This window comes from Vagococcus fluvialis, assembly GCF_048815235.1.
Taxonomy (GTDB): Bacteria; Bacillota; Bacilli; order Lactobacillales; family Vagococcaceae; genus Vagococcus.
Genome location: NZ_JBMEAO010000013.1, coordinates 44,006 through 62,588, shown reverse-complemented (window position 1 = coordinate 62,588; position 18,583 = coordinate 44,006). Strand labels below are relative to the sequence as shown.

The following is an 18,583-nucleotide window of genomic DNA, read 5'->3' as shown; positions in this document are numbered from 1 at the left end:
TTATTCCATTGAATAAGACAAAAAACAATTTATTTATTTTACCGTTTTTAATTGTAACCACTTTAACCCAGACACTGATTTCTCTCTTGCCTGGTATTCTATTTTTACGAGATAGTAGCCGTGGCCCTGCCATATTAACCTATCTGGTGATTTATCTATTAATTAGCGATTTTTTTCATTTAATTGGTAAAGCTTCCTACAAAAAAGGCTCTTTCATCTCATTACCTGTATATGGTACAAAACTAGTTATTTCTACTATTCTCATTTTTATGATAGCTCAGCAGACAGCTTACCAATTTGCAGCTATTTTAGTTGCCTATGAACTTTTTCAGTTACTGATTTTTTCAAAACAATTCTTCTATATTGATTCTATTTTTTATTCCTTACTCAATGCTTTTTTTAAAGGAATTGTTTTCAATCAATTACTAACAATCAACTATCCTTTTGATTATAATTTTGAATTAATGAAACCTTTTATCTTTTCATTTGTACTCATCTTGTTTATCACTATCTTAACTCAAGGAATGTACTCATTTTTAAAACGTCATGGGTGGTTTTTATTTTTAGCTGGACTTTGCTTAATACTTCTCTATTATTTACTTATCTCTCAATATTTAGCTCACGAGACAGTTCTTTGGAAAGTATTAATCTTCATTCTATGTAATTTAGGAGCTCTTTATTTCTTTATGAAATCAAAAGATGCTATGAAAAAAGAAATTGTTCTTAATTTTTTCGCTTTAATTAGTTTATTTATTTATTACTTCTAAATGTAAAAGGAGGCTGCGAACAAATGGATAAGAAAAAAGAAATCATGATACGTGTTGGTTCTCTAGCCATCGGAATTCTCATTGCACTACTTATTTTGAAATATTTTTAAAGAAAAAGTCCTTAATGGGCTTTTTTTCTTTACCTTCACACAATGTTATCCTTTATAATAAGATTATTAAAGGAGGTATTTTGAAATGAAAATAAGTGACTTTTCTAGACTTTCTAATACTAGTACACGTATGCTTCGACATTATGAAAAAATAGGGTTATTATCTGTTGAACGCTCTGACCAAAATAATAATTACCGAGACTATTCGCCCAAGCAACTAAAAACAGTAGCACAAATAAAAACTCTCCAAGAACTTGGTTTTTCCTTAAGTAATATCAAAGAGATACTGAACTCCTCATCACCTAGTGAGCTCACAATATCCTTTAATCAACAAAAAGAGCAATTGCAACAAGCATTAGAAAAAATTCAAATCCAACAAAATTTACTTGATTCTATTTCTGATGTTTTAACAGACAATCAAGACTACTTAAATTATCACGTTACTCTAAAAGATATTCCCGAACGACACGTAATGAGCTTACGCCGAGTCGTTCCAAACTATGAAGCAGAGCAATATTTATGGCAAGAACTCTATCAAGAATACCTACTACAAGAAGTTCAATTTTCTGAGCCTTCACTTGGCATTAGCATCTATCACAATGAAAGTTACGAAGAACAAGACATTGATATTGAAATTCAAAGTAGCATTGTTGGTGACTATGTCAGTACGGATAATGTCCAATTTAAATTAGCACCTAAAATGATGGTAGCATCTACTACTTTTCAAGGGAGTTTTGAACAAATGCCTCTAGTAATGGAAGCTCTGGCTATTTGGATTGAAGCCAATCATTACGAAATTGATGGACCAATGATTAACATTTTTCATGTCACAGCTGCTCAAGATAAAAATCCTGATAACTGGGTTACCGAAGCCTGTATTGTTATTAAAGAAAAGGAGATGCTTTAAAAATGGCTAGACCACAAACTAAAACGGATTTAATAGCACAAGCTACTCAAAATTATGATAAATTAACAAAATTAATCAATAGTCTTTCTCAAGAAGAACAACTAGGAACATTCCCTTTTGAAGGACGAGACCGTCAAATAAGGGATTGTCTAGTTCATCTTTATGAGTGGCAACAACTATTTATTAATTGGATAGCACTCAATCAAAATGAACCTGTCACGCCTTTCTTACCAGACCCATACAACTGGAAAAACTATGGTGAAATGAACCAAGCTTTTTGGGAAACACATCAAGAAACTTCTTTAGATTCTGCCAAAGAATTACTAGCAGATAGTCATAAAAAATGCCTTACCATCATTGAAGGATATACAGATGAAGAATTATTTACCAAAAAGTACTATAACTGGACTGGAACAACTAGTTTAGGTAGTTACGCTGTTTCTGCTACTTCATCTCATTATGATTGGGCTTTAAAAATTATTAGAAAATATAAAAAAACATAAAATAAAAATAGAGATGGATTTTTTAAGTCCATCTCTATTTACGTATTAATTATCTTGTCCTAAAATTTGATTAATTTCTTGGCTATATAAGTCTGCCTTACCACCAAACACTGCTTGAATTCCCCCACTTAATTCTAAAACAGCTGTGGCACCTAGTTGTTGAATTCGATTTTTATCGACGACTTGATTATCAACAACAGCTACTCTTAAACGTGTTGCACAAGCTCCTACTGAAGTAATATTAGTCTCCCCACCTAATGCTTCAATGATAATCAATGACTCTTCATGAAGACTATTACTTCCTTTAGTTACTTTTACTTCTTCATTACCAGTTGATTCCATCGCTTCCATTCCTGGAATGGCTACTTTGAATTTTCGAATAAAGAATGTAAACACTGCATAATAAACTAAAGCCCAAATAATACCAATTGGAATCACATATAACCAATGTGTTTTAGCTTGGCCTTGGAAAACACCGAATAAAAGAAAATCGATTAAACCACCAGAGAATGAATTTCCAATTCTAATATTCAATAAATCTGCTACTAAGAATGAACAACCATCTAAAAAGGCATGAATGACATACAACCAAGGAGCACTAAATAAAAACATGTATTCGATTGGTTCTGTAATCCCTGTTAAGAATGATGTTAAAGCGCCACTAGCATACAAGCCACCTGTTTGTTTGCGATTTTCTTTTGGAATCGCATGGTACATTGCTAAACAAGCTGCTGGTAAACCAAACATCATAGTTGCAAAACGACCTGCAAAGAATCGGGTTCCATAAGTGAAAAGTCCTGTATGATTTGGATCTGCTAATTGAGCAAAGAAAATGTTTTGTGCTCCTGAAATAGTTTCCCCTGCAACTACCTCAGCTCCTCCAAGAGATGTATACCAAAACATTGGATAAATCGTATGGTGTAAACCTACCGCTCCAGTTAAACGAAGTAAGAATCCATAAAGGAATGTTCCAAGACTGCCCATCTCAGCGACTGCTTCACCAATAGTTGTCATCCCTTGTTGAATTGGTGGCCAAATTAAGAAGAAAATAACCCCAATAAAAATAGCTGCAATAGATGATACTATTGGAATGAAACGTGAACCACCAAAAAAGCCTAAGAATTGAGGTAATTCAATTTTTCGATATTTATTATGAAGAAAAGCCACTGTTCCACCTACAGCAATTGAACCTACAACACCAGTATCAATAGCTGTCTCTGGTGCAAATAATTGCAATAACCCACTAATAGTTGCTGTATAAACTAAGAAAGAAACACCACCGGCTAATCCAGCAGTTCCCTTATCCCCATTTGCTAAACCGACTGCTAAACCAATCGCAAAAATCAACGCTAAATTACTAAAAACGGCATTCCCCGCATTACTCATAACCGTTAAAACTGTCTGTAACCAAGCTTGGTCTAACCATGGATAAGCTTGAATGGCACTTGCATTTGATAAAGCGCCTCCAATTCCAAGTAACAAACCGGCTGCTGGTAAAATAGCAATCGGTAACATAAAGGCCCTACCTAGTTGTGAAAATTTCTTAAACATAATACTCCTCCTTTTTTTATAAACCTAATCCATCAATAAATCGTTTAGCAATTTCTTTTGGACGGGTAATAGCACCACCAACAACAATTCCTGAAACTCCTAACTCTTTAATCCGTTTTGCCTGTTCTGGAGTATGGATTTTACCTTCAGCTATTACTGGGATATCAGCAGCAACTAATTGCTCCATTAATTCCATATCAGGACCTTCGTCTTGTCTACTGTTAGCTGTATACCCTGATAAAGTAGTTCCGACAAAATCAACCCCTGCTTCATATGCCGTAACACCTTCCTCAAAAGTAGCAATGTCTGCCATTAACAATTGAGTTGGGTATTTTTCTTTAATTTTTTTGATATTTTCAGTAACTGTTAAACCATCAAACCGTTCTCTAGCAGTACAATCTAAAGCAATAACATCTACTCCAGCTTCATAAAGCTCATCTACTTCTTTCATTGTTGCTGTAATAAAAGGTTCTTGTGGTAAATAATCACGTTTAATAATGCCAATAATTGGTAACTTGGTTACTTCCTTGATTTGTAAAATATCCCTAACTGAGTTAGCACGAATCCCCACTGCTCCAGCTTCCTCTGCCGCTTTAGCCATTAAAGGCATAATCCCACCAGCTTCTGTGTATAAGGGTTCACCTTCTAACGCCTGACATGAAACAATAATGCCGTCTTTAATCTGGGTTAAAAACTCTTCTCTCTCCATTTTTACCTCCATAATTATTTATTAGGAGTTTATCTCCAACTAGAATATATCACCTTTCTCCAAAAATGTAAATATGGAGAAAAAATAATTTGACATTATTTTTTTTTAACGCAAAATAGAGTTAATAATAGTTAAAAGGAATGATTACTATGAGTTACCTTGATGCCATTCATACTCATTATGAAGAACTCACAAAATCAGAAAAAAAAGTAGCCGATTTTATTGTTTCTTCTGGAGAAAAAGTATTACATCAAACCCTGCTAGATATAAAAAAAGCGACCATGGTAGGAGATGCTACCATCGTACGCTTCTGTCAAAAACTTGGTTATAGTGGGTTTTCGGATTTAAAAATTGATATTGCCAAAGAAGGTTTTCATCATTCAAAAACAACTAACACTTCTTTTATTAAAACAGTTGAAAATCATTTAGTTAGTGCCATTCAAGAAACTTCTAAACTAGCTGATGAAAGTAAATTAGAAGTAGCTGCTACTTTGATCAATCAAGCTAATAATATTTATATTTTTGGTGTTGGTTCTTCAGGTATCACAGCAGTCGATATGGAATCTCGTTTTTTACGTGGTGGTTTACAGGCTAGAGCGATTACAGATCCTCATTATCAGGCAATGAATGCCTCTTTATGTACTGAGAACGACTTAATTATCGCTTTTAGTTTAACTGGTAAAACACAAGATATTTATGATGCTCTCAGTGTCGCTAAAGAAAATAAGACAAAAATTATTGTTATCTCTAATTATATCTTGTCTCCAATTGCTCAACTTGGAGATGTTGTTATCCAAACAGCTATCGAAGAATATTTATTAAATGGCGGTTCTTTAACGGGTAAAGTATCACAGATATTCGCTATGGATTTACTGATTACTTACTATGAAAAAAATTACGGTGTTGATGAACTAAAAATGCGAGAAAAAATTGCCCGCTCTATTATCAATAAACAAATCTAAAAAAACGATTAGGAAAAATTCCTAATCGTTTTTTTATTATTATTTAATTAATGTTTCAAGACCAACAATCATCATTTCATCAAATGTTGATTGACGCTCTTCAGATGTTGTTTCTTCTCCAGTAATCATATGATCACTTACAGTCATTAAAGCTAAAGCTTGAACGCCGTATTTAGAAGCTAAGTAATACATTACTGCAGCTTCCATCTCAACACCAAGGACACCATATTCACCTAATTTAAATGTATCTGATAAATCATCTTTATAGAAGCTATCATCAGATAACACATTACCTACATGAATATTAAAGCCATGTTCTTTAGCGATTCCATATGCTGTTGATAATAACTCATAATCAGCAATTGGAGCAAAGGTATGATTTGGGAAATCAGCTTTCATAAAAGCAGAGTTTGTCACTGCTGCTTGAGCTAATACTAAATCACGAACATGAACATCTTTTTTTAGAGCGCCACATGTTCCAACACGCATTAATTTTTTTACATCGTATTCACGAATTAATTCATTCACATAGATAGAAGCTGAAGGTATTCCCATACCAGTTCCTTGAACAGATACTTTAACACCTTTATAAGTTCCTGTGTAACCTAACATACCACGAACTTCATTGTAGCAAACTGGATTATCTAAGAATTTTTCAGCAATATATTTTGCTCTTAAAGGATCTCCTGGTAATAAAATTTTATCTGCAATTTCGCCTTTTTTGGCTCCGATATGTACGCTCATTTAAACTCTCCTTAAATTCTTTCTAAAGTAATTTTTACTAATTCTTTGAATTCAGCTTTCACACGTTCAGTTGTTTCAACAACTTCTTCATGGTTTAAGTTTGCTTGCATACCTGCTGCTAAGTTTGTAACACAAGTAATTCCTAACACACGCATTGACATATGTTTTGCTACGATTACTTCTGGAACTGTTGACATACCTACAGCATCTGCTCCTAATACACGAGACATTCTAATTTCAGCTGGTGTTTCATAAGTTGGACCTGAATAGCCCATGTATACACCTTTTTGTAAGGTAATTTTTAGTTCTGCTGCTACTTTTTTAGCAACTTCACCATATGCTTTATCATATGCTTCTGACATATCAGGGAAACGAGGTCCTAATTCATCTTCATTTAATCCAATTAATGGGTTATCTCCTGTGTAGTTAATTTGATCTGTAATTAACATTAAATCTCCAGGTGAGAATGATGTATTAACACCACCAGCAGCATTTGTTACGATTAATGAATCAGCACCTAAAGCTTTCATCACACGTACTGGAAAAGTCACTGTTTGCATAGAATGACCTTCGTAGAAATGGAAACGTCCTTGCATTGCTAAAACTGTTTTACCAGATAATTGACCATATACTAATTGACCTGCATGTCCAACTACTGTTGATACAGGGAAGTTTGGAATTTCTTCGTAAGGAATGACAATTTTATCAGTGATTTCATCGGCTAACTCACCTAATCCTGATCCTAAAATTAAACCAAAATCAATTGATTTTACCCCTTTACTTTGGATATATTCTGCTGTTTCTTTTAATTTTACACTTAATGTCATTTTTCAAAAACTCCTTATTTTAATTGATTTAAAAAACTAACTCCGTTTTCTGTTGCTGGTACACCAAAGTTTTCAGCAATTGTAGCTGAAATATCTGAGAAATGACCTTGAGTAAGTGACCCTTGGCCTGTCATTTTTTTACTATATGCTAACAATGGAACGTATTCTCTTGTATGGTCTGTTCCAGGGAACGTTGGATCATTACCATGATCTGCTGTAATTAATAATAAATCATCTTCACCCATTGCATCATAGATTTCAGGTAATCTAGCATCAAACTCTTCTAACGCATTACCATAACCTTCTACATCACGACGATGACCAAACAACGCATCAAAGTCTACTAAATTTGTGAAGCTTAGTCCAGTGAAATCTTTTTTCATCACGTTTAATAATTGATCCACACCATCCATATTAGATTTCGTACGAACAGCATCAGTCATTCCTTGGCCATTAAAGATGTCATTGATTTTACCTACAGCAATAACGTCTTTACCAGCATCTTTTAATGAATCTAGAACTGTTTTACCAAATGGATCTAAAGCATAGTCATGACGATTTGGTGTACGTGTAAAGTTACCAGGTTCACCAACGTAAGGACGAGCAATAATACGACCAATCATATAAGGATCGTCTTTAGTAATTTCACGTGTGTACTCACAAATTTTATATAATTCTTCTAAAGGAATAATATCTTCATGAGCTGCAATTTGTAATACTGGGTCTGCTGATGTGTAAATAATCAAACTGCCAGTTTCCATTTGTTCTTTACCAAAATCATCAATAACTGCTGTACCACTATAAGGCTTGTTAGCTCCCATAATAATACCGCGTCCTGAAAATTCAGTAATTTTATCTAATAAATCTTGAGGGAATCCTTCTGGGAATACTCTAAATGGTGTTTGAATATTTAATCCCATAATTTCCCAGTGACCTGTCATTGTATCTTTACCAACAGAAATTTCTTCTAATTTAGTGGCATAACCTTGGTGATTCTCGATTGCTTTTACTCCTTTTAAAGGTTCAATCGTTCCAAGTCCTAATTGTTCCATGTGAGGCACATTTAAACCAGCAACTTCTGCAATATGTCCAAGTGTGTGACTTCCCACATCTCCAAATTTTTCTGCATCTGGTGCTTCTCCGATTCCTACTGAATCTAATACTACTAAATGAACTCTTTTAAACATAAAGGTCCGCCTTCTTCCAAAAAATTTTGTTTATAACAAACGTGCCAAAGATTAATACCCCTGGCACGTTCATAATTATTTTGATTTCACATAAGTTTTACCAATTGCTTTTGGCGCTTGTGATTTACCAATAAATATTACTAGTACGAGTACTGTTAATACGTATGGTGCTGCTTGTAAGTATACTGATGGTAATTCTTTGATTCCTGGAATTAAGTTTCCGATAACAGCTAAACTTTGAGATAATCCAAAGAATATCGCTGCAAACATAACACTGATTGGATTCCATTTACCAAAGATCATTGCTGCCATGGCGATAAATCCTTGACCTGCAATTGTAGAAACTGAGAATTGTCCAGAAATTGATTGAACTGCTACAGCTCCCCCCATACCACCTAGGAAACCTGAAATTAAAACACCTGCATATTTCATTGCATAAACATTAATTCCTAATGTATCTGCTGCTTGTGGGTTTTCACCTACTGAACGTAATCTTAAACCAAATTTTGTTTTAAAGATAATGAAATATGACAAAATTGCTACTAAAATTGCTACATAAGCTGGAGCTGAAGTGTCTTTGAAAAAGATTTGTCCAAGAATTGGAATATCTTTTAAAATTGGGAAACTAAATTTACCAAATGTTTGTCTTAATAAATCTGTTTGCCCGTGACCTTCAAACATCATTTTTGTTAAGAATACTGTTAAACCTGGTGCCATTAAGTTAATTACTGTACCAGAAACAATATGATCTGCTCTTAAATTAATTGTTGCTACCGCATGGATTAATGAGAATAAAGAACCAATTAATCCACCAAATAACATAGCAACCCATGGTGTCATAGACCCTAAAGTTGGTGCCATTGAAAGGTTAAACACAGCCGCACTAAATGCTCCTACTGTCATAATCCCTTCCAAACCAACGTTTACAACTCCACTACGCTCTGAGAATGTTCCTCCTAAAGCAGTAAAGATTAAAGGAGCTGAATAAACAAGTGATGAAGAAACAATAATTGCAATCATTGAGACCATACTTATGCATCTCCTTTCTTAGCATTTTCTTTTTTGCTAGGAACTCTATCTAACAAGTAACGAATTGCGTAACTAATACCAATAAAGAAGATGATTGACGCAATTACAATTTCTACGATTTCATTTGGCACACCTGCACCACCTGGCATACTTAATCCACCAATTTTTAGAACCCCAAATAATAAGGCTGATACTAAAATACCGATTGGATTACCTCCACCAAGTAAGGAAACGGCCATACCGTCAAATCCGATAGTTGGAACACTACCTAATACATAAAGGTTCTCAAAAGTTCCAAGACCTTCAATAACACCACCCATACCAGCTAATCCACCAGAAATTAACATCGCTAAAACGATATTTTTCTTAGAATTCATACCAGCATATTCAGAAGCATCAGGGTTAAGTCCTACAGAACGTAATTCGAAACCAACAGTTGTACGATTCATTAATACCCATACAACAAAAATCATCAATAAGGCTAGGAAAATTCCTAGGTTCAGACGAGATCCGCCTGTCATTTGTGTTAAAAAGTCTGCACGTAAACTTGCATTTGCTGAAATTTTTGGTGTTGCATCAGCATCATTTGTTAAAACATAACGAACCAAGTGGTTACTAATATGTAAGATTGTGTAGTTTAACATAATCGTTACGATAACTTCACTTGTACCAAATTGAGCTTTTAAATAACCTGCAATTCCGGCCCAAATAGCTCCGGCAATTGTTCCGGCAATAATACATAATGGTAATAATACCAATTTAGGTAAATCTGGAAACAGCATTGCTAACCAGATAGAAACAATCCATCCACTTAACGCTTGCCCTGATAAACCAATGTTAAAGAATCCAGCTGCATAAGCTACTGAGAATCCTAAACCAGTTAAAATAAGTGGTGTTGCCAAACGAATAACTTCACCAATATTATAAGGTCTACCAAATGCTCCTTTTAACATAGCACCATAACCTGCAATTGGGTCATACCCAAATGCTAACATAATAATTGCTCCTAATACTAAACCGAAGAATACAGAAAGTACTGGTACGGCTATACTTTTCAATAATGATTTATCTTTACTCACCATCTCCAGCCCCTTTCCTAACTTCCTCTAATGGTACACCGGCCATTAATAAACCTAATTCTTGTTCATTTGTTTCTTTAGCATCAACAATACCTGTAATATTTCCATCAAACATTACGGCAATTCTATCTGAAACGTTTAAAATTTCATCTAACTCAAAACTGACAACTAGTACACCTTTTCCATTGTCTCTTTGTTCAATTAAACGTTTGTGGATGTATTCGATAGCTCCTACATCTAATCCACGAGTTGGTTGAGCAACCATTAGCATATCTGGGTTTCGATCAATTTCACGAGCGATAATCGCTTTTTGTTGATTTCCTCCTGACAATGCTCTAACTGGTACTAACTCATCTGTGGTACGAACGTCAAATTCTTCGATCAATTTTCTTGCATGTGCATTAATCTCAGAATAGTTTAGTAAACCGTTTTTGCTTAATGGTTCTTTGTAATACGTTTGAAGTGCAATATTTTCTGCAACTGTCATTGGAAGAACTAAACCAAAACGATGTCTATCTTCTGGTACATGTCCCATACTATTCTCCGTATTCTCTCTTGGAGATTTGTTAGTCATGTCTTTACCATTAATCTCAATCGTTCCTTGTTCTACTTTACGCATACCAGCAATGGCTTGTAATAACTCACTTTGACCATTCCCATCAATTCCTGCGATTCCTAAAACTTCTCCTGCACGTAATTCAAGGTTTAAACCTTTAACTGCATCTAATCCACGATTTTCTTTTACAACTAAATCAGTAATTTTAAGTACTGGTGTTGTTGGATTTGATGGTCCTTTCGGTGTCTTAAATGACACCGAACGACCCACCATTAGATCCGCTAATTCTTGTTGAGTAACATCTGCAACGTTAACAGTATCAATACTCTTACCGCGACGGATAACAGTACAACGGTCAGCTACAGCTTTGATTTCGTCTAATTTATGAGTAATCAATACAATTGATTTACCTTCTTCAACAAGACCATGCATAATTTCAATTAATTCATCAATTTCTTGAGGCGTTAATACCGCAGTTGGCTCATCAAAGATTAGAATTTCAGCTCCACGGTAAAGAGTTTTTAAAATCTCTACACGTTGTTGCATCCCTACAGATACATCTCCTACAAGAGCTTTTGGATCCACTTTAAATCCATATCTATCCGAAACAGCCATGATGTCCTCAAAAGCTTTCTTTTTATCGAGAACTCCAGCTTTTGTCGGCTCACTTCCAAGAACGATATTTTCTTCTACTGTAAAATTATCAATCAACATAAAATGCTGATGTACCATACCGATTCCAAGCTTGTTAGCAACTGTTGGATTAGAAATTTTTTCTTCTTGTCCATTAATTCTAATGACCCCTGAAGTTGGCTCTAATAATCCAGATAAAATATTCATTAACGTTGATTTGCCGGCACCATTTTCCCCCAACAAAGCGTGAATTTCACCTTTTTTAACTTTTAAGTTAATGTTGTCGTTGGCTTTAAATGTTCCAAAAGCTTTCGTTATGTTCTCCATTTCGATCACATATTGTGACTGATCCACTTTCTTCACTTCCTAACTATTTCGGATAAATTTATTTCAATACTTTATTAATTAAGGTTTTTCTGGAACTTCAACTTCACCAGAAACAACTTTTTCTTTTGCTTCGTCAACTGATTTTTGTACGTCAGCTTCTAATTGACCTTTAGTTAAATCAACCCCACCGTCTTTAAGACCGTAAACGATTGTTTCTCCACCAGGGAATTCACCATTTTGAGATTTAGTAGCTAAATCGTTAACAGCTGTACCTACACCTTTAAGAGTAGATGTTAATGTTACGTTACCGCCATCGTATTCACCTTCAGCTTCTTGGTCACGGTCAACTCCGATAACCCAAACTTTGTCTGCAGGTTTAGTTTTCATAATATCTTTAGCTTCTGCGAATACACCGTTACCAGTATCTCCTGAAGCATGGAAGATTACGTCTACACCACTCTTGTACATTGCAGCTGCGATTGATTTACCTTTAGCAGCATCACCAAATGATCCAGCATATTGGCTATCAATTTTGATTTCTGGGTCTACTGATTCAACACCAGCTTTAAATCCAGCTTCAAAACGTCCGATAACTTCTCCCTCTTGTCCACCAACAAAACCAACTTTTTTAGTTTTTGTTGTTTGAGCAGCAGCGATACCTGCTAAGTAAGCAGCTTCATTATCTTTAAATACTACTGAAGTTACATTGTCTTTACCTTCAATAACTGAGTCGATAATAACAAATTGAGTATCTTGGTTAGAACCAGCAATTTCTTCTACAGCTGGTTGTAATTTAAATCCAATACCAAAAATAGTACTGAAACCATCGTTAATAGCTGTATTTAAGTTAGGAGAAAAGTCTGAATCTGAGTTAGATTGGTAATAGTTAAATCCACCAGTTCCTTTTTCTTTTCCGTTAGCTTTACCCCACTCTTGTAAACCTTCCCAAGCTGATTGGTTAAATGATTTATCATCAATTCCACCTAAGTCAGTTACTAAAGCTGCTGAGTAATCATCTGCTTTAACTTCTTCTTTTGGAGCGCCGCTATCTTTAGAATCAGTTGCAGCTCCTTTATCTTTGTTACCACCACATGCTGTTAGAGTTAGCGTTAAAGCTAAAGCTAAACCTGTTTTGAATAAAGTACTTTTCTTCATTGTGTTATTCCCTCCAGAATTTTTTTATGTAAATTTTTAACACCATAATTAATGATTCATTTGATCACTTTCAAATGAATAAGGTAATAGTTCAGAAACTGTTGTTTCCTTCACTGCTCCCTGTTTGTTAATCAATGTCACTGGCATGTTAGGTTGACAAAATTCAACCATCACTTGGCGACAAGCTCCGCATGGAGAAATAGGCTCTTCTGTATCTCCTGCAACTACTAAATGACTAAATGAAACGTTACCTTCAGAGACTGCTTTAAAAAAGGCTGTTCTCTCTGCACAGTTAGTTAACCCAAACGATGCATTTTCAATGTTACATCCTTGAAAAATTTCACCTGATTCAGTAATTAAAGCGGCTCCTACTGGAAATTTTGAATAAGGCACATAAGCTTTATCCATTGCTTCAATTGCTGTATCTATCCATTCTTGTTTTGTTGACATATTGAAAGAATCCTCACTTTTCTAAATTTTTTCGCTTTAATAGTTAGTTTTTCTTTTAGTAAAACAGTTAACTATACCTATTAAGTTCATTAAGAAAGACTGATCACAAAACTAAAAAGATAATTAGATGATAAAGTAACAAACTTAACTGTTTGACTTCTTAACCATTCAGAATGATTTGAAACTTAGTTCTAACGAATGTTTAGCCTCCTTTCGTTTTTTAAAGCCCTCTCAATTTTACCATTTTTTTACATAATAAACAGTAAAATAAAAGACAATTATTTGTTTTCCTATTAATCTGTAGCCGTCTTTATTTACTAACATTAAAAAACTTCTATTATTAAATACGGCTTCTTCTTCAAAAGGGAAATAAAGTACAAAAGACTTTTAAACAATTCGTTAATACCACAAATAAAGATACTATTTCTGATAATTTTTTTCAACACTTCTTTTTAGTTTCATGAACATTAATTTTTAAAATCAATTTATTATTCGGTAATAACTTTATGAATTAAGACTGGTTCTTGTCCACTTTCGCCTATTTCAATGTTATCATATAAGACTTTTTTAACATCTTCTACGTCTTCACGATTGGCATAGATTGTAACTAAAGATTCTCCTTCTTCAACAGAATCTCCTACTTTTTTATTTAAGTATAAACCAACAGCATAATCGATAGCTTCTTCTTTAGTTCTACGACCTGCTCCAAGCATCATTGCAGCAATACCAATTTGATCAGCTACCATTTTCGAGATAACTCCTGATTCTTTTGAAGGTACTTCAATGACATATTTAGCTTGTGGTAATTTTTCTGGGTGATCAACAATTGAATCATCTCCACCTTGATTACGAATCATTTCCTTAAATTTCTCAGTCGCTTTACCATTTTTAATATTTTCTTCTAGCATAGCTCTAGCTTCTTCTAATGTATCAGCTTTCTTAGCTAGAACTACCATTTGACTACCTAATGTATAAACCATTTCCATTAAGTCTTCTGGTCCTTCTCCTTTAAGAGCATCGATAGCTTCTACGATTTCGTTAGCATTACCAATAGCGTTCCCTAGAGGTTGAGACATGTCTGAGATAATAGCCATCGTTTGACGATTAGCTAGTTTACCAATACGAACCATTGTATGAGCTAAACGTTCTGCATCTTCTAAGCTCTTCATAAATGCTCCGTCACCTGTCGTTACATCTAACACAATTGCATCAGCTCCAGAAGCAATTTTTTTACTCATAATTGAGCTTGAAATCAACGGGATTGAATCTACTGTAGTGGTTACATCTCTTAATGCATATATTTTTTTGTCAGCTGGAGCTAAATCACCTGACTGACCAGTTACTGCAACGTAACTTTCATTTACTAAGCGTATAAAATCGTCATTGGGAATTTCAACTTGAAAACCTGGAATTGCCTCTAATTTGTCAATTGTTCCACCTGTATGTCCTAAACCACGTCCACTCATTTTAGCAACGGCTGCTCCTACTGAAGCTACTAGAGGTGCTAAAACAATTGTTGTTGTATCACCTACACCACCAGTTGAATGCTTATCAACTTTGATACCTTCAATTTCAGATAGATCAATAACATCGCCTGAATGACTCATAGCCATTGTTAAACAAGTTATTTCTTCATCTGTCATATCTTCAAAGTAAATCGACATCAAAAGAGCACTCATTTGATAATCCGTAATACTTCCTGATGTGTAACCTGAAACGATGAATTTAATTTCTTCTTCCGAAAGAACGCCACCATCTCTTTTTTTCTGAATCAAATCTACCATTCTCATGAAAAAAACCTCAATTCTTTTTTGGTAAAACGATTTACAAGACACACGCTTCACTAGTAAAGCGTTTTACGTTTGGTTGTTTTATTTAATAGCGCTTACAAGAAGAATTTTAACACACTTTTTAATTATCTGTCAACTGCTTCTGTACTTCCTCTAATAATAAAATCTGTTTCAAACGTTTTATTAGGTATTTTAGTCCCTGGATTTTTAATAGATTGAAACAAATAGGTCGCTGCTGTATAACCAATTTCAAAAGCAGGCTGAGCAACAGTAGTTAGAGGTGGATTTAAGTAGGATGATATTTCTAAATCATCAAATCCGATAACTGATAAATCTTTGGGTATTGATAAACCTAATTCGTAGGCTGCACGATAAGTTCCAATAGCCATCTGATCGTTACCACAACAAAGGGCTGTAATGTTAGTTCGAGATAAAAGTCTTTTAGCTGCTTGGTAACCACCTTCTATAGTAACGGGACCATCTTCTATAAAGGAATCATCATATTTAATTTGATTATCTTCAAGACACTGACGATACGCTTGATATCTTTCAGTCATTTCGTAGTAACCTAATTCGTTAGTCAGCATTCCTATTTTAGTATGACCAATGTCAATTAAATACTGAACTGATTCATAACTACCTTCATACTCTTTAACTAATAGATTACCTTCTAAACGGGTATTAATCCCTCTATCAATTAACAAATAGGGACTAGATTGTAAGCTTGTTTCTAATTCTAAAGAGTTAGGACTTGCAAGAATAATTCCTGCTACTGAACGATTTTGGAGTTGCTTAATATAATCTTTTTCCATTTCATTGGAGTGATTTGAATTACATAATAATATCATATAATCTTTTTTAGTTAGGTAAGCTTCTACCCCTTCAATCACTTTAGAGAAAAATAAATCTGTGACGTCTGGAACAATCATACCAATTGTTTTAGATTCACGTTTAATTAAATTTTTAGCAAAATAATCCGGATTATAGTCATTATCCTTAACTGCTTTTAACACTCTTTGTCTTGTTTCTTCACTAAATCTCTGACCTTTATTATTAAGTATTTGAGATACTGTTGTGATTGACACACCCGAAATTTGGGCGATATCTTTGATTGTCGTTTTCACAATTTTGGGCCCTCCTTCGTTTTCCAAGGTAATCATATCAAAATTCTAAAAGAAAAGGTAGCGTTTTTATGAATAAAAAAAAACACAAAGCCATAAGCTTTGTGTTTTATCCACCAATTAAAAAGTCTAAGACATTCCAACCATCTGATGTCTCTGCACGGTACAACTCTGTAAAACCACAGCGAGTACAACTAACAGTGATAAATTTTTTATTCTGAACATCAAATATTTTAGCAAAATTGCCACCTGTTGCTTGAAATTGATCTGATTTGTAATGCATGTTATTACATTTTTCACAGTGATATTGTTTCTTCTCCATTTTATTTCTCCCTCATTTCTTATAGAGAAATTGTAGCATCCAAAACATATAACTTCTATCCGTCTTAAGACTCAAATTTATTTATTTAGTGTTGACCATAAATTCTATTTTGTCCATAAGTACCAAACTTATCAATTACTTCATCCAGTTGCTTATCATTTAGTAATACTGGTGTACCAATTGATTTCGCACGGTAATAAAGTCTTGCAATAAATTCAATATCTTTTGCAACAGAAAAAGCAGATGATAAATCTTCTCCAATTGCTAAAACACCATGATTGCCTAATAAAATCCCTTTGTCTTCCTTCATTTCAGCATAAGCTACTTCAGCTAGTTCTGCTGTTCCAAAAGTTTCATAAGAGCAACATCTGATACGATTACCAACTGAGCCAATAATATAATGTAATGGCAAAATATCTTCATGTAAACAAGCAAACACTGTCGCAAATTCTGAATGCGTATGAACAACAGAATTAATGTGCGGTGTTTTTTGATAAAAGATACGGTGCATATCGTATTCACTAGATGGTTTTTTACTTCCCTCTAATACATCACCCTCTAATGTCATTAAAACAATATCTTCCTCAGTTGTTTCGTTATAAGGAACACCGCTTGGCGTAATCAGCATGACATTGTCTTCTCTTATAAAAATACTTAGATTACCGCCAGTTCCTGTCGTTAAATTATCGACTAATAACTGTTTTCCATATTTAACTAATTGTTTTCTTTCTTCTATGTATTTCATAGCGACCTCTCCCTTAACTCCTATAGCTACTACTAACTATATCTAATAAAATTTCGTTGCTTCTGTTTCAAAATAACTTTCTAAATCATATGGAGAGTAAATGCCTTTATCTGTGACAATTCCACTAATTCTTTTTGGTGGTGTAATGTCAAAAGAAGGATATATTCCTTTAACACTTGGTAACGTATTAGGTATACCACGGAATTCTAATACTTGTTGTGGATCCCTTTCTTCGATAATAATGTCATCTCTATAATATTTATCACTATCTGGAATACCTGTTACAAAATAAGGAACCTCATAATGTTGCGCTAATAGAGCAATCTGGTTTGTTCCAATTTTATTAGCAATGTGCCCATCACGAGCTATAGTGTCCGCTGCTGATGTAAACACATCAATGCCTTTTGTCTCCATTACATAGGCTACCATATTATCTGTAATAACAGTTGTTTCAAATCCTAAATCAGCAGCACAACTAGCTGTTAATCTTGCTCCTTGTAGATAAGGTCTTGTTTCAGCGCAATATACTTTTAATTCATAATTTTCTTCTTTGGCTGCTCTAAGAAGCGTTCCCACAATAGTTTCCCCAAAACATTGTGTTAAAATAGCTCCCTTTTTAGGAATTTGTTTTAATAAGGTTCTTCCAACACTGTCCATTATGGTATAACGACGATTCAGAGAATCAATCGTTGTATTAAAAATAGCTACAATAGGTGATTCACCAGACTCTAATGCTTTTTTTCCAACTTCAAAACAGTTAGATGTTATTTGAGTCATTCTGTTAGCTGTAGTCGGTCTAGCATATCCAATTGTATGCGCTGCTTTTTCTAAGAAACTAATTTGTTCCTCTAATGATAGTTCTTTTGCTTCAAATGCTGCCAAAGCCATTCCCATTCCAGCTGCTGTATACGGGCCAGCACTTTGAGTCACCATATCAGTAATAGCTTGAGCAACTTCTTGATGAGTAAAACACTCTACAAATTCAATTTTGGTTGGGTAAATACGACGGTCTAAAATTTTTACTGATCCATTCTCATACCATGCAACATTTTCATATTGTAATAGAAAAGGCATATTATAATCGGCTCTCTCCATTTCAATAACCTCTT

The 18,583-nt window shown here is 34.3% G+C and carries 19 protein-coding genes; 4 read left to right on the top strand and 15 right to left on the bottom strand.

What is annotated here, in order from left to right:
• The first annotated feature begins 8 nt into the window (after window positions 1-8).
• From ACODH8_RS09590 to ACODH8_RS09580, 3 genes are all read left to right on the top strand, one after another.
• Entirely contained in the window at window positions 9-767 is a 759-nt protein-coding gene (locus ACODH8_RS09590) for a hypothetical protein (RefSeq protein ID WP_332465689.1), read from the top strand.
• 195 nt (window positions 768-962) lie between these two features.
• Window positions 963-1,784, top strand: coding sequence for a MerR family transcriptional regulator (locus ACODH8_RS09585; RefSeq protein WP_332465688.1), 822 nt, complete (start codon window positions 963-965; stop codon window positions 1,782-1,784).
• A gap of 2 nt (window positions 1,785-1,786) precedes the next feature.
• Entirely contained in the window at window positions 1,787-2,287 is a 501-nt protein-coding gene (locus tag ACODH8_RS09580; RefSeq protein WP_332465687.1) for a ClbS/DfsB family four-helix bundle protein, read from the top strand.
• Window positions 2,288-2,332: 45 nt separating this feature from the next.
• Here ACODH8_RS09580 and ACODH8_RS09575 read toward each other — a convergent pair whose 3' ends face one another.
• Window positions 2,333-3,838, bottom strand: coding sequence for a PTS transporter subunit EIIC (locus tag ACODH8_RS09575; protein WP_332465686.1), 1,506 nt, complete (start codon window positions 3,836-3,838; stop codon window positions 2,333-2,335).
• A 16-nt stretch (window positions 3,839-3,854) separates the two neighbouring features.
• Complete coding sequence (locus tag ACODH8_RS09570) at window positions 3,855-4,547, bottom strand: N-acetylmannosamine-6-phosphate 2-epimerase (protein WP_332465685.1); 693 nt, start codon at window positions 4,545-4,547, stop codon at window positions 3,855-3,857.
• Window positions 4,548-4,696: 149 nt separating this feature from the next.
• On the opposite strand from ACODH8_RS09570, the gene ACODH8_RS09565 reads away from it, so the two are divergent.
• The gene (locus ACODH8_RS09565; RefSeq protein WP_332465684.1) at window positions 4,697-5,509 is read left to right on the top strand and encodes a MurR/RpiR family transcriptional regulator; all 813 of its coding nucleotides are present in this window, start codon (window positions 4,697-4,699) and stop codon (window positions 5,507-5,509) included.
• A gap of 39 nt (window positions 5,510-5,548) precedes the next feature.
• On the opposite strand, the gene deoD is transcribed toward ACODH8_RS09565, so the two are convergent.
• The 13 genes from deoD to ACODH8_RS09500 form a co-directional block, all read right to left on the bottom strand.
• On the bottom strand, window positions 5,549-6,253 hold the full coding sequence (gene deoD / locus ACODH8_RS09560; RefSeq protein WP_332465683.1) for a purine-nucleoside phosphorylase: 705 nt from the start codon (window positions 6,251-6,253) through the stop codon (window positions 5,549-5,551).
• A gap of 11 nt (window positions 6,254-6,264) precedes the next feature.
• A complete protein-coding gene (locus ACODH8_RS09555; RefSeq protein WP_332465682.1) occupies window positions 6,265-7,080 on the bottom strand; it encodes a purine-nucleoside phosphorylase in 816 nt (271 codons plus the stop codon).
• Between the two features lie 14 nt (window positions 7,081-7,094).
• Window positions 7,095-8,267, bottom strand: a complete 1,173-nt coding sequence (gene deoB, locus ACODH8_RS09550) for a phosphopentomutase (protein ID WP_332465681.1) — start codon at window positions 8,265-8,267, stop codon at window positions 7,095-7,097.
• Between the two features lie 75 nt (window positions 8,268-8,342).
• Window positions 8,343-9,302, bottom strand: a complete 960-nt coding sequence (locus tag ACODH8_RS09545) for an ABC transporter permease (protein WP_332465750.1) — start codon at window positions 9,300-9,302, stop codon at window positions 8,343-8,345.
• Window positions 9,299-10,378: an ABC transporter permease gene (locus ACODH8_RS09540; RefSeq protein ID WP_332465680.1), complete on the bottom strand. Its 1,080-nt coding sequence runs from the start codon at window positions 10,376-10,378 to the stop codon at window positions 9,299-9,301. The genes ACODH8_RS09545 and ACODH8_RS09540 overlap by 4 nt, the downstream gene beginning before the upstream one ends.
• Window positions 10,368-11,891, bottom strand: coding sequence for an ABC transporter ATP-binding protein (locus ACODH8_RS09535; RefSeq protein WP_332465749.1), 1,524 nt, complete (start codon window positions 11,889-11,891; stop codon window positions 10,368-10,370). The genes ACODH8_RS09540 and ACODH8_RS09535 overlap by 11 nt, the downstream gene beginning before the upstream one ends.
• A 78-nt stretch (window positions 11,892-11,969) precedes the next feature.
• Window positions 11,970-13,046 carry a BMP family protein gene (locus ACODH8_RS09530; RefSeq protein WP_332465679.1) on the bottom strand — a complete coding sequence of 359 codons (1,077 nt, stop codon included), beginning with the start codon at window positions 13,044-13,046 and terminating at the stop codon, window positions 11,970-11,972.
• A 48-nt stretch (window positions 13,047-13,094) separates the two neighbouring features.
• Entirely contained in the window at window positions 13,095-13,496 is a 402-nt protein-coding gene (locus ACODH8_RS09525) for a cytidine deaminase (protein WP_332465678.1), read from the bottom strand.
• 488 nt (window positions 13,497-13,984) lie between these two features.
• Window positions 13,985-15,286, bottom strand: coding sequence for a pyrimidine-nucleoside phosphorylase (locus ACODH8_RS09520; protein ID WP_420517684.1), 1,302 nt, complete (start codon window positions 15,284-15,286; stop codon window positions 13,985-13,987).
• Window positions 15,287-15,411: 125 nt separating this feature from the next.
• Window positions 15,412-16,410, bottom strand: coding sequence for a LacI family DNA-binding transcriptional regulator (locus tag ACODH8_RS09515; protein ID WP_332465676.1), 999 nt, complete (start codon window positions 16,408-16,410; stop codon window positions 15,412-15,414).
• A 106-nt stretch (window positions 16,411-16,516) separates the two neighbouring features.
• The gene (locus tag ACODH8_RS09510; RefSeq protein WP_332465675.1) at window positions 16,517-16,729 is read right to left on the bottom strand and encodes a zinc ribbon domain-containing protein; all 213 of its coding nucleotides are present in this window, start codon (window positions 16,727-16,729) and stop codon (window positions 16,517-16,519) included.
• Between the two features lie 85 nt (window positions 16,730-16,814).
• A complete protein-coding gene (locus ACODH8_RS09505) occupies window positions 16,815-17,474 on the bottom strand; it encodes an L-fuculose-phosphate aldolase (RefSeq protein ID WP_332465674.1) in 660 nt (219 codons plus the stop codon).
• 42 nt (window positions 17,475-17,516) lie between these two features.
• Entirely contained in the window at window positions 17,517-18,569 is a 1,053-nt protein-coding gene (locus tag ACODH8_RS09500; protein WP_332465673.1) for an S-methyl-5-thioribose-1-phosphate isomerase, read from the bottom strand.
• Window positions 18,570-18,583 lie beyond the last annotated feature (14 nt).

What these genes read in the sequence shown, in the direction of transcription:
- deoB (WP_332465681.1), bottom strand. Translation starts at nt 8,267, where the DNA reads ATGTTTAAAAGAGTTCATTTAGTAGTATTAGATTCAGTAGGAATCGGA.
- ACODH8_RS09525 (WP_332465678.1), bottom strand. Translation starts at nt 13,496, where the DNA reads ATGTCAACAAAACAAGAATGGATAGATACAGCAATTGAAGCAATGGAT.
- ACODH8_RS09575 (WP_332465686.1), bottom strand. Translation starts at nt 3,838, where the DNA reads ATGTTTAAGAAATTTTCACAACTAGGTAGGGCCTTTATGTTACCGATT.
- ACODH8_RS09565 (WP_332465684.1), top strand. Translation starts at nt 4,697, where the DNA reads ATGAGTTACCTTGATGCCATTCATACTCATTATGAAGAACTCACAAAA.
- ACODH8_RS09500 (WP_332465673.1), bottom strand. Translation starts at nt 18,569, where the DNA reads ATGGAGAGAGCCGATTATAATATGCCTTTTCTATTACAATATGAAAAT.
- ACODH8_RS09530 (WP_332465679.1), bottom strand. Translation starts at nt 13,046, where the DNA reads ATGAAGAAAAGTACTTTATTCAAAACAGGTTTAGCTTTAGCTTTAACG.
- ACODH8_RS09585 (WP_332465688.1), top strand. Translation starts at nt 963, where the DNA reads ATGAAAATAAGTGACTTTTCTAGACTTTCTAATACTAGTACACGTATG.
- ACODH8_RS09535 (WP_332465749.1), bottom strand. Translation starts at nt 11,891, where the DNA reads ATGGAGAACATAACGAAAGCTTTTGGAACATTTAAAGCCAACGACAAC.
- ACODH8_RS09520 (WP_420517684.1), bottom strand. Translation starts at nt 15,286, where the DNA reads ATGAGAATGGTAGATTTGATTCAGAAAAAAAGAGATGGTGGCGTTCTT.
- ACODH8_RS09540 (WP_332465680.1), bottom strand. Translation starts at nt 10,378, where the DNA reads ATGGTGAGTAAAGATAAATCATTATTGAAAAGTATAGCCGTACCAGTA.
- ACODH8_RS09580 (WP_332465687.1), top strand. Translation starts at nt 1,787, where the DNA reads ATGGCTAGACCACAAACTAAAACGGATTTAATAGCACAAGCTACTCAA.
- ACODH8_RS09570 (WP_332465685.1), bottom strand. Translation starts at nt 4,547, where the DNA reads ATGGAGAGAGAAGAGTTTTTAACCCAGATTAAAGACGGCATTATTGTT.
- deoD (WP_332465683.1), bottom strand. Translation starts at nt 6,253, where the DNA reads ATGAGCGTACATATCGGAGCCAAAAAAGGCGAAATTGCAGATAAAATT.
- ACODH8_RS09510 (WP_332465675.1), bottom strand. Translation starts at nt 16,729, where the DNA reads ATGGAGAAGAAACAATATCACTGTGAAAAATGTAATAACATGCATTAC.
- ACODH8_RS09555 (WP_332465682.1), bottom strand. Translation starts at nt 7,080, where the DNA reads ATGACATTAAGTGTAAAATTAAAAGAAACAGCAGAATATATCCAAAGT.
- ACODH8_RS09505 (WP_332465674.1), bottom strand. Translation starts at nt 17,474, where the DNA reads ATGAAATACATAGAAGAAAGAAAACAATTAGTTAAATATGGAAAACAG.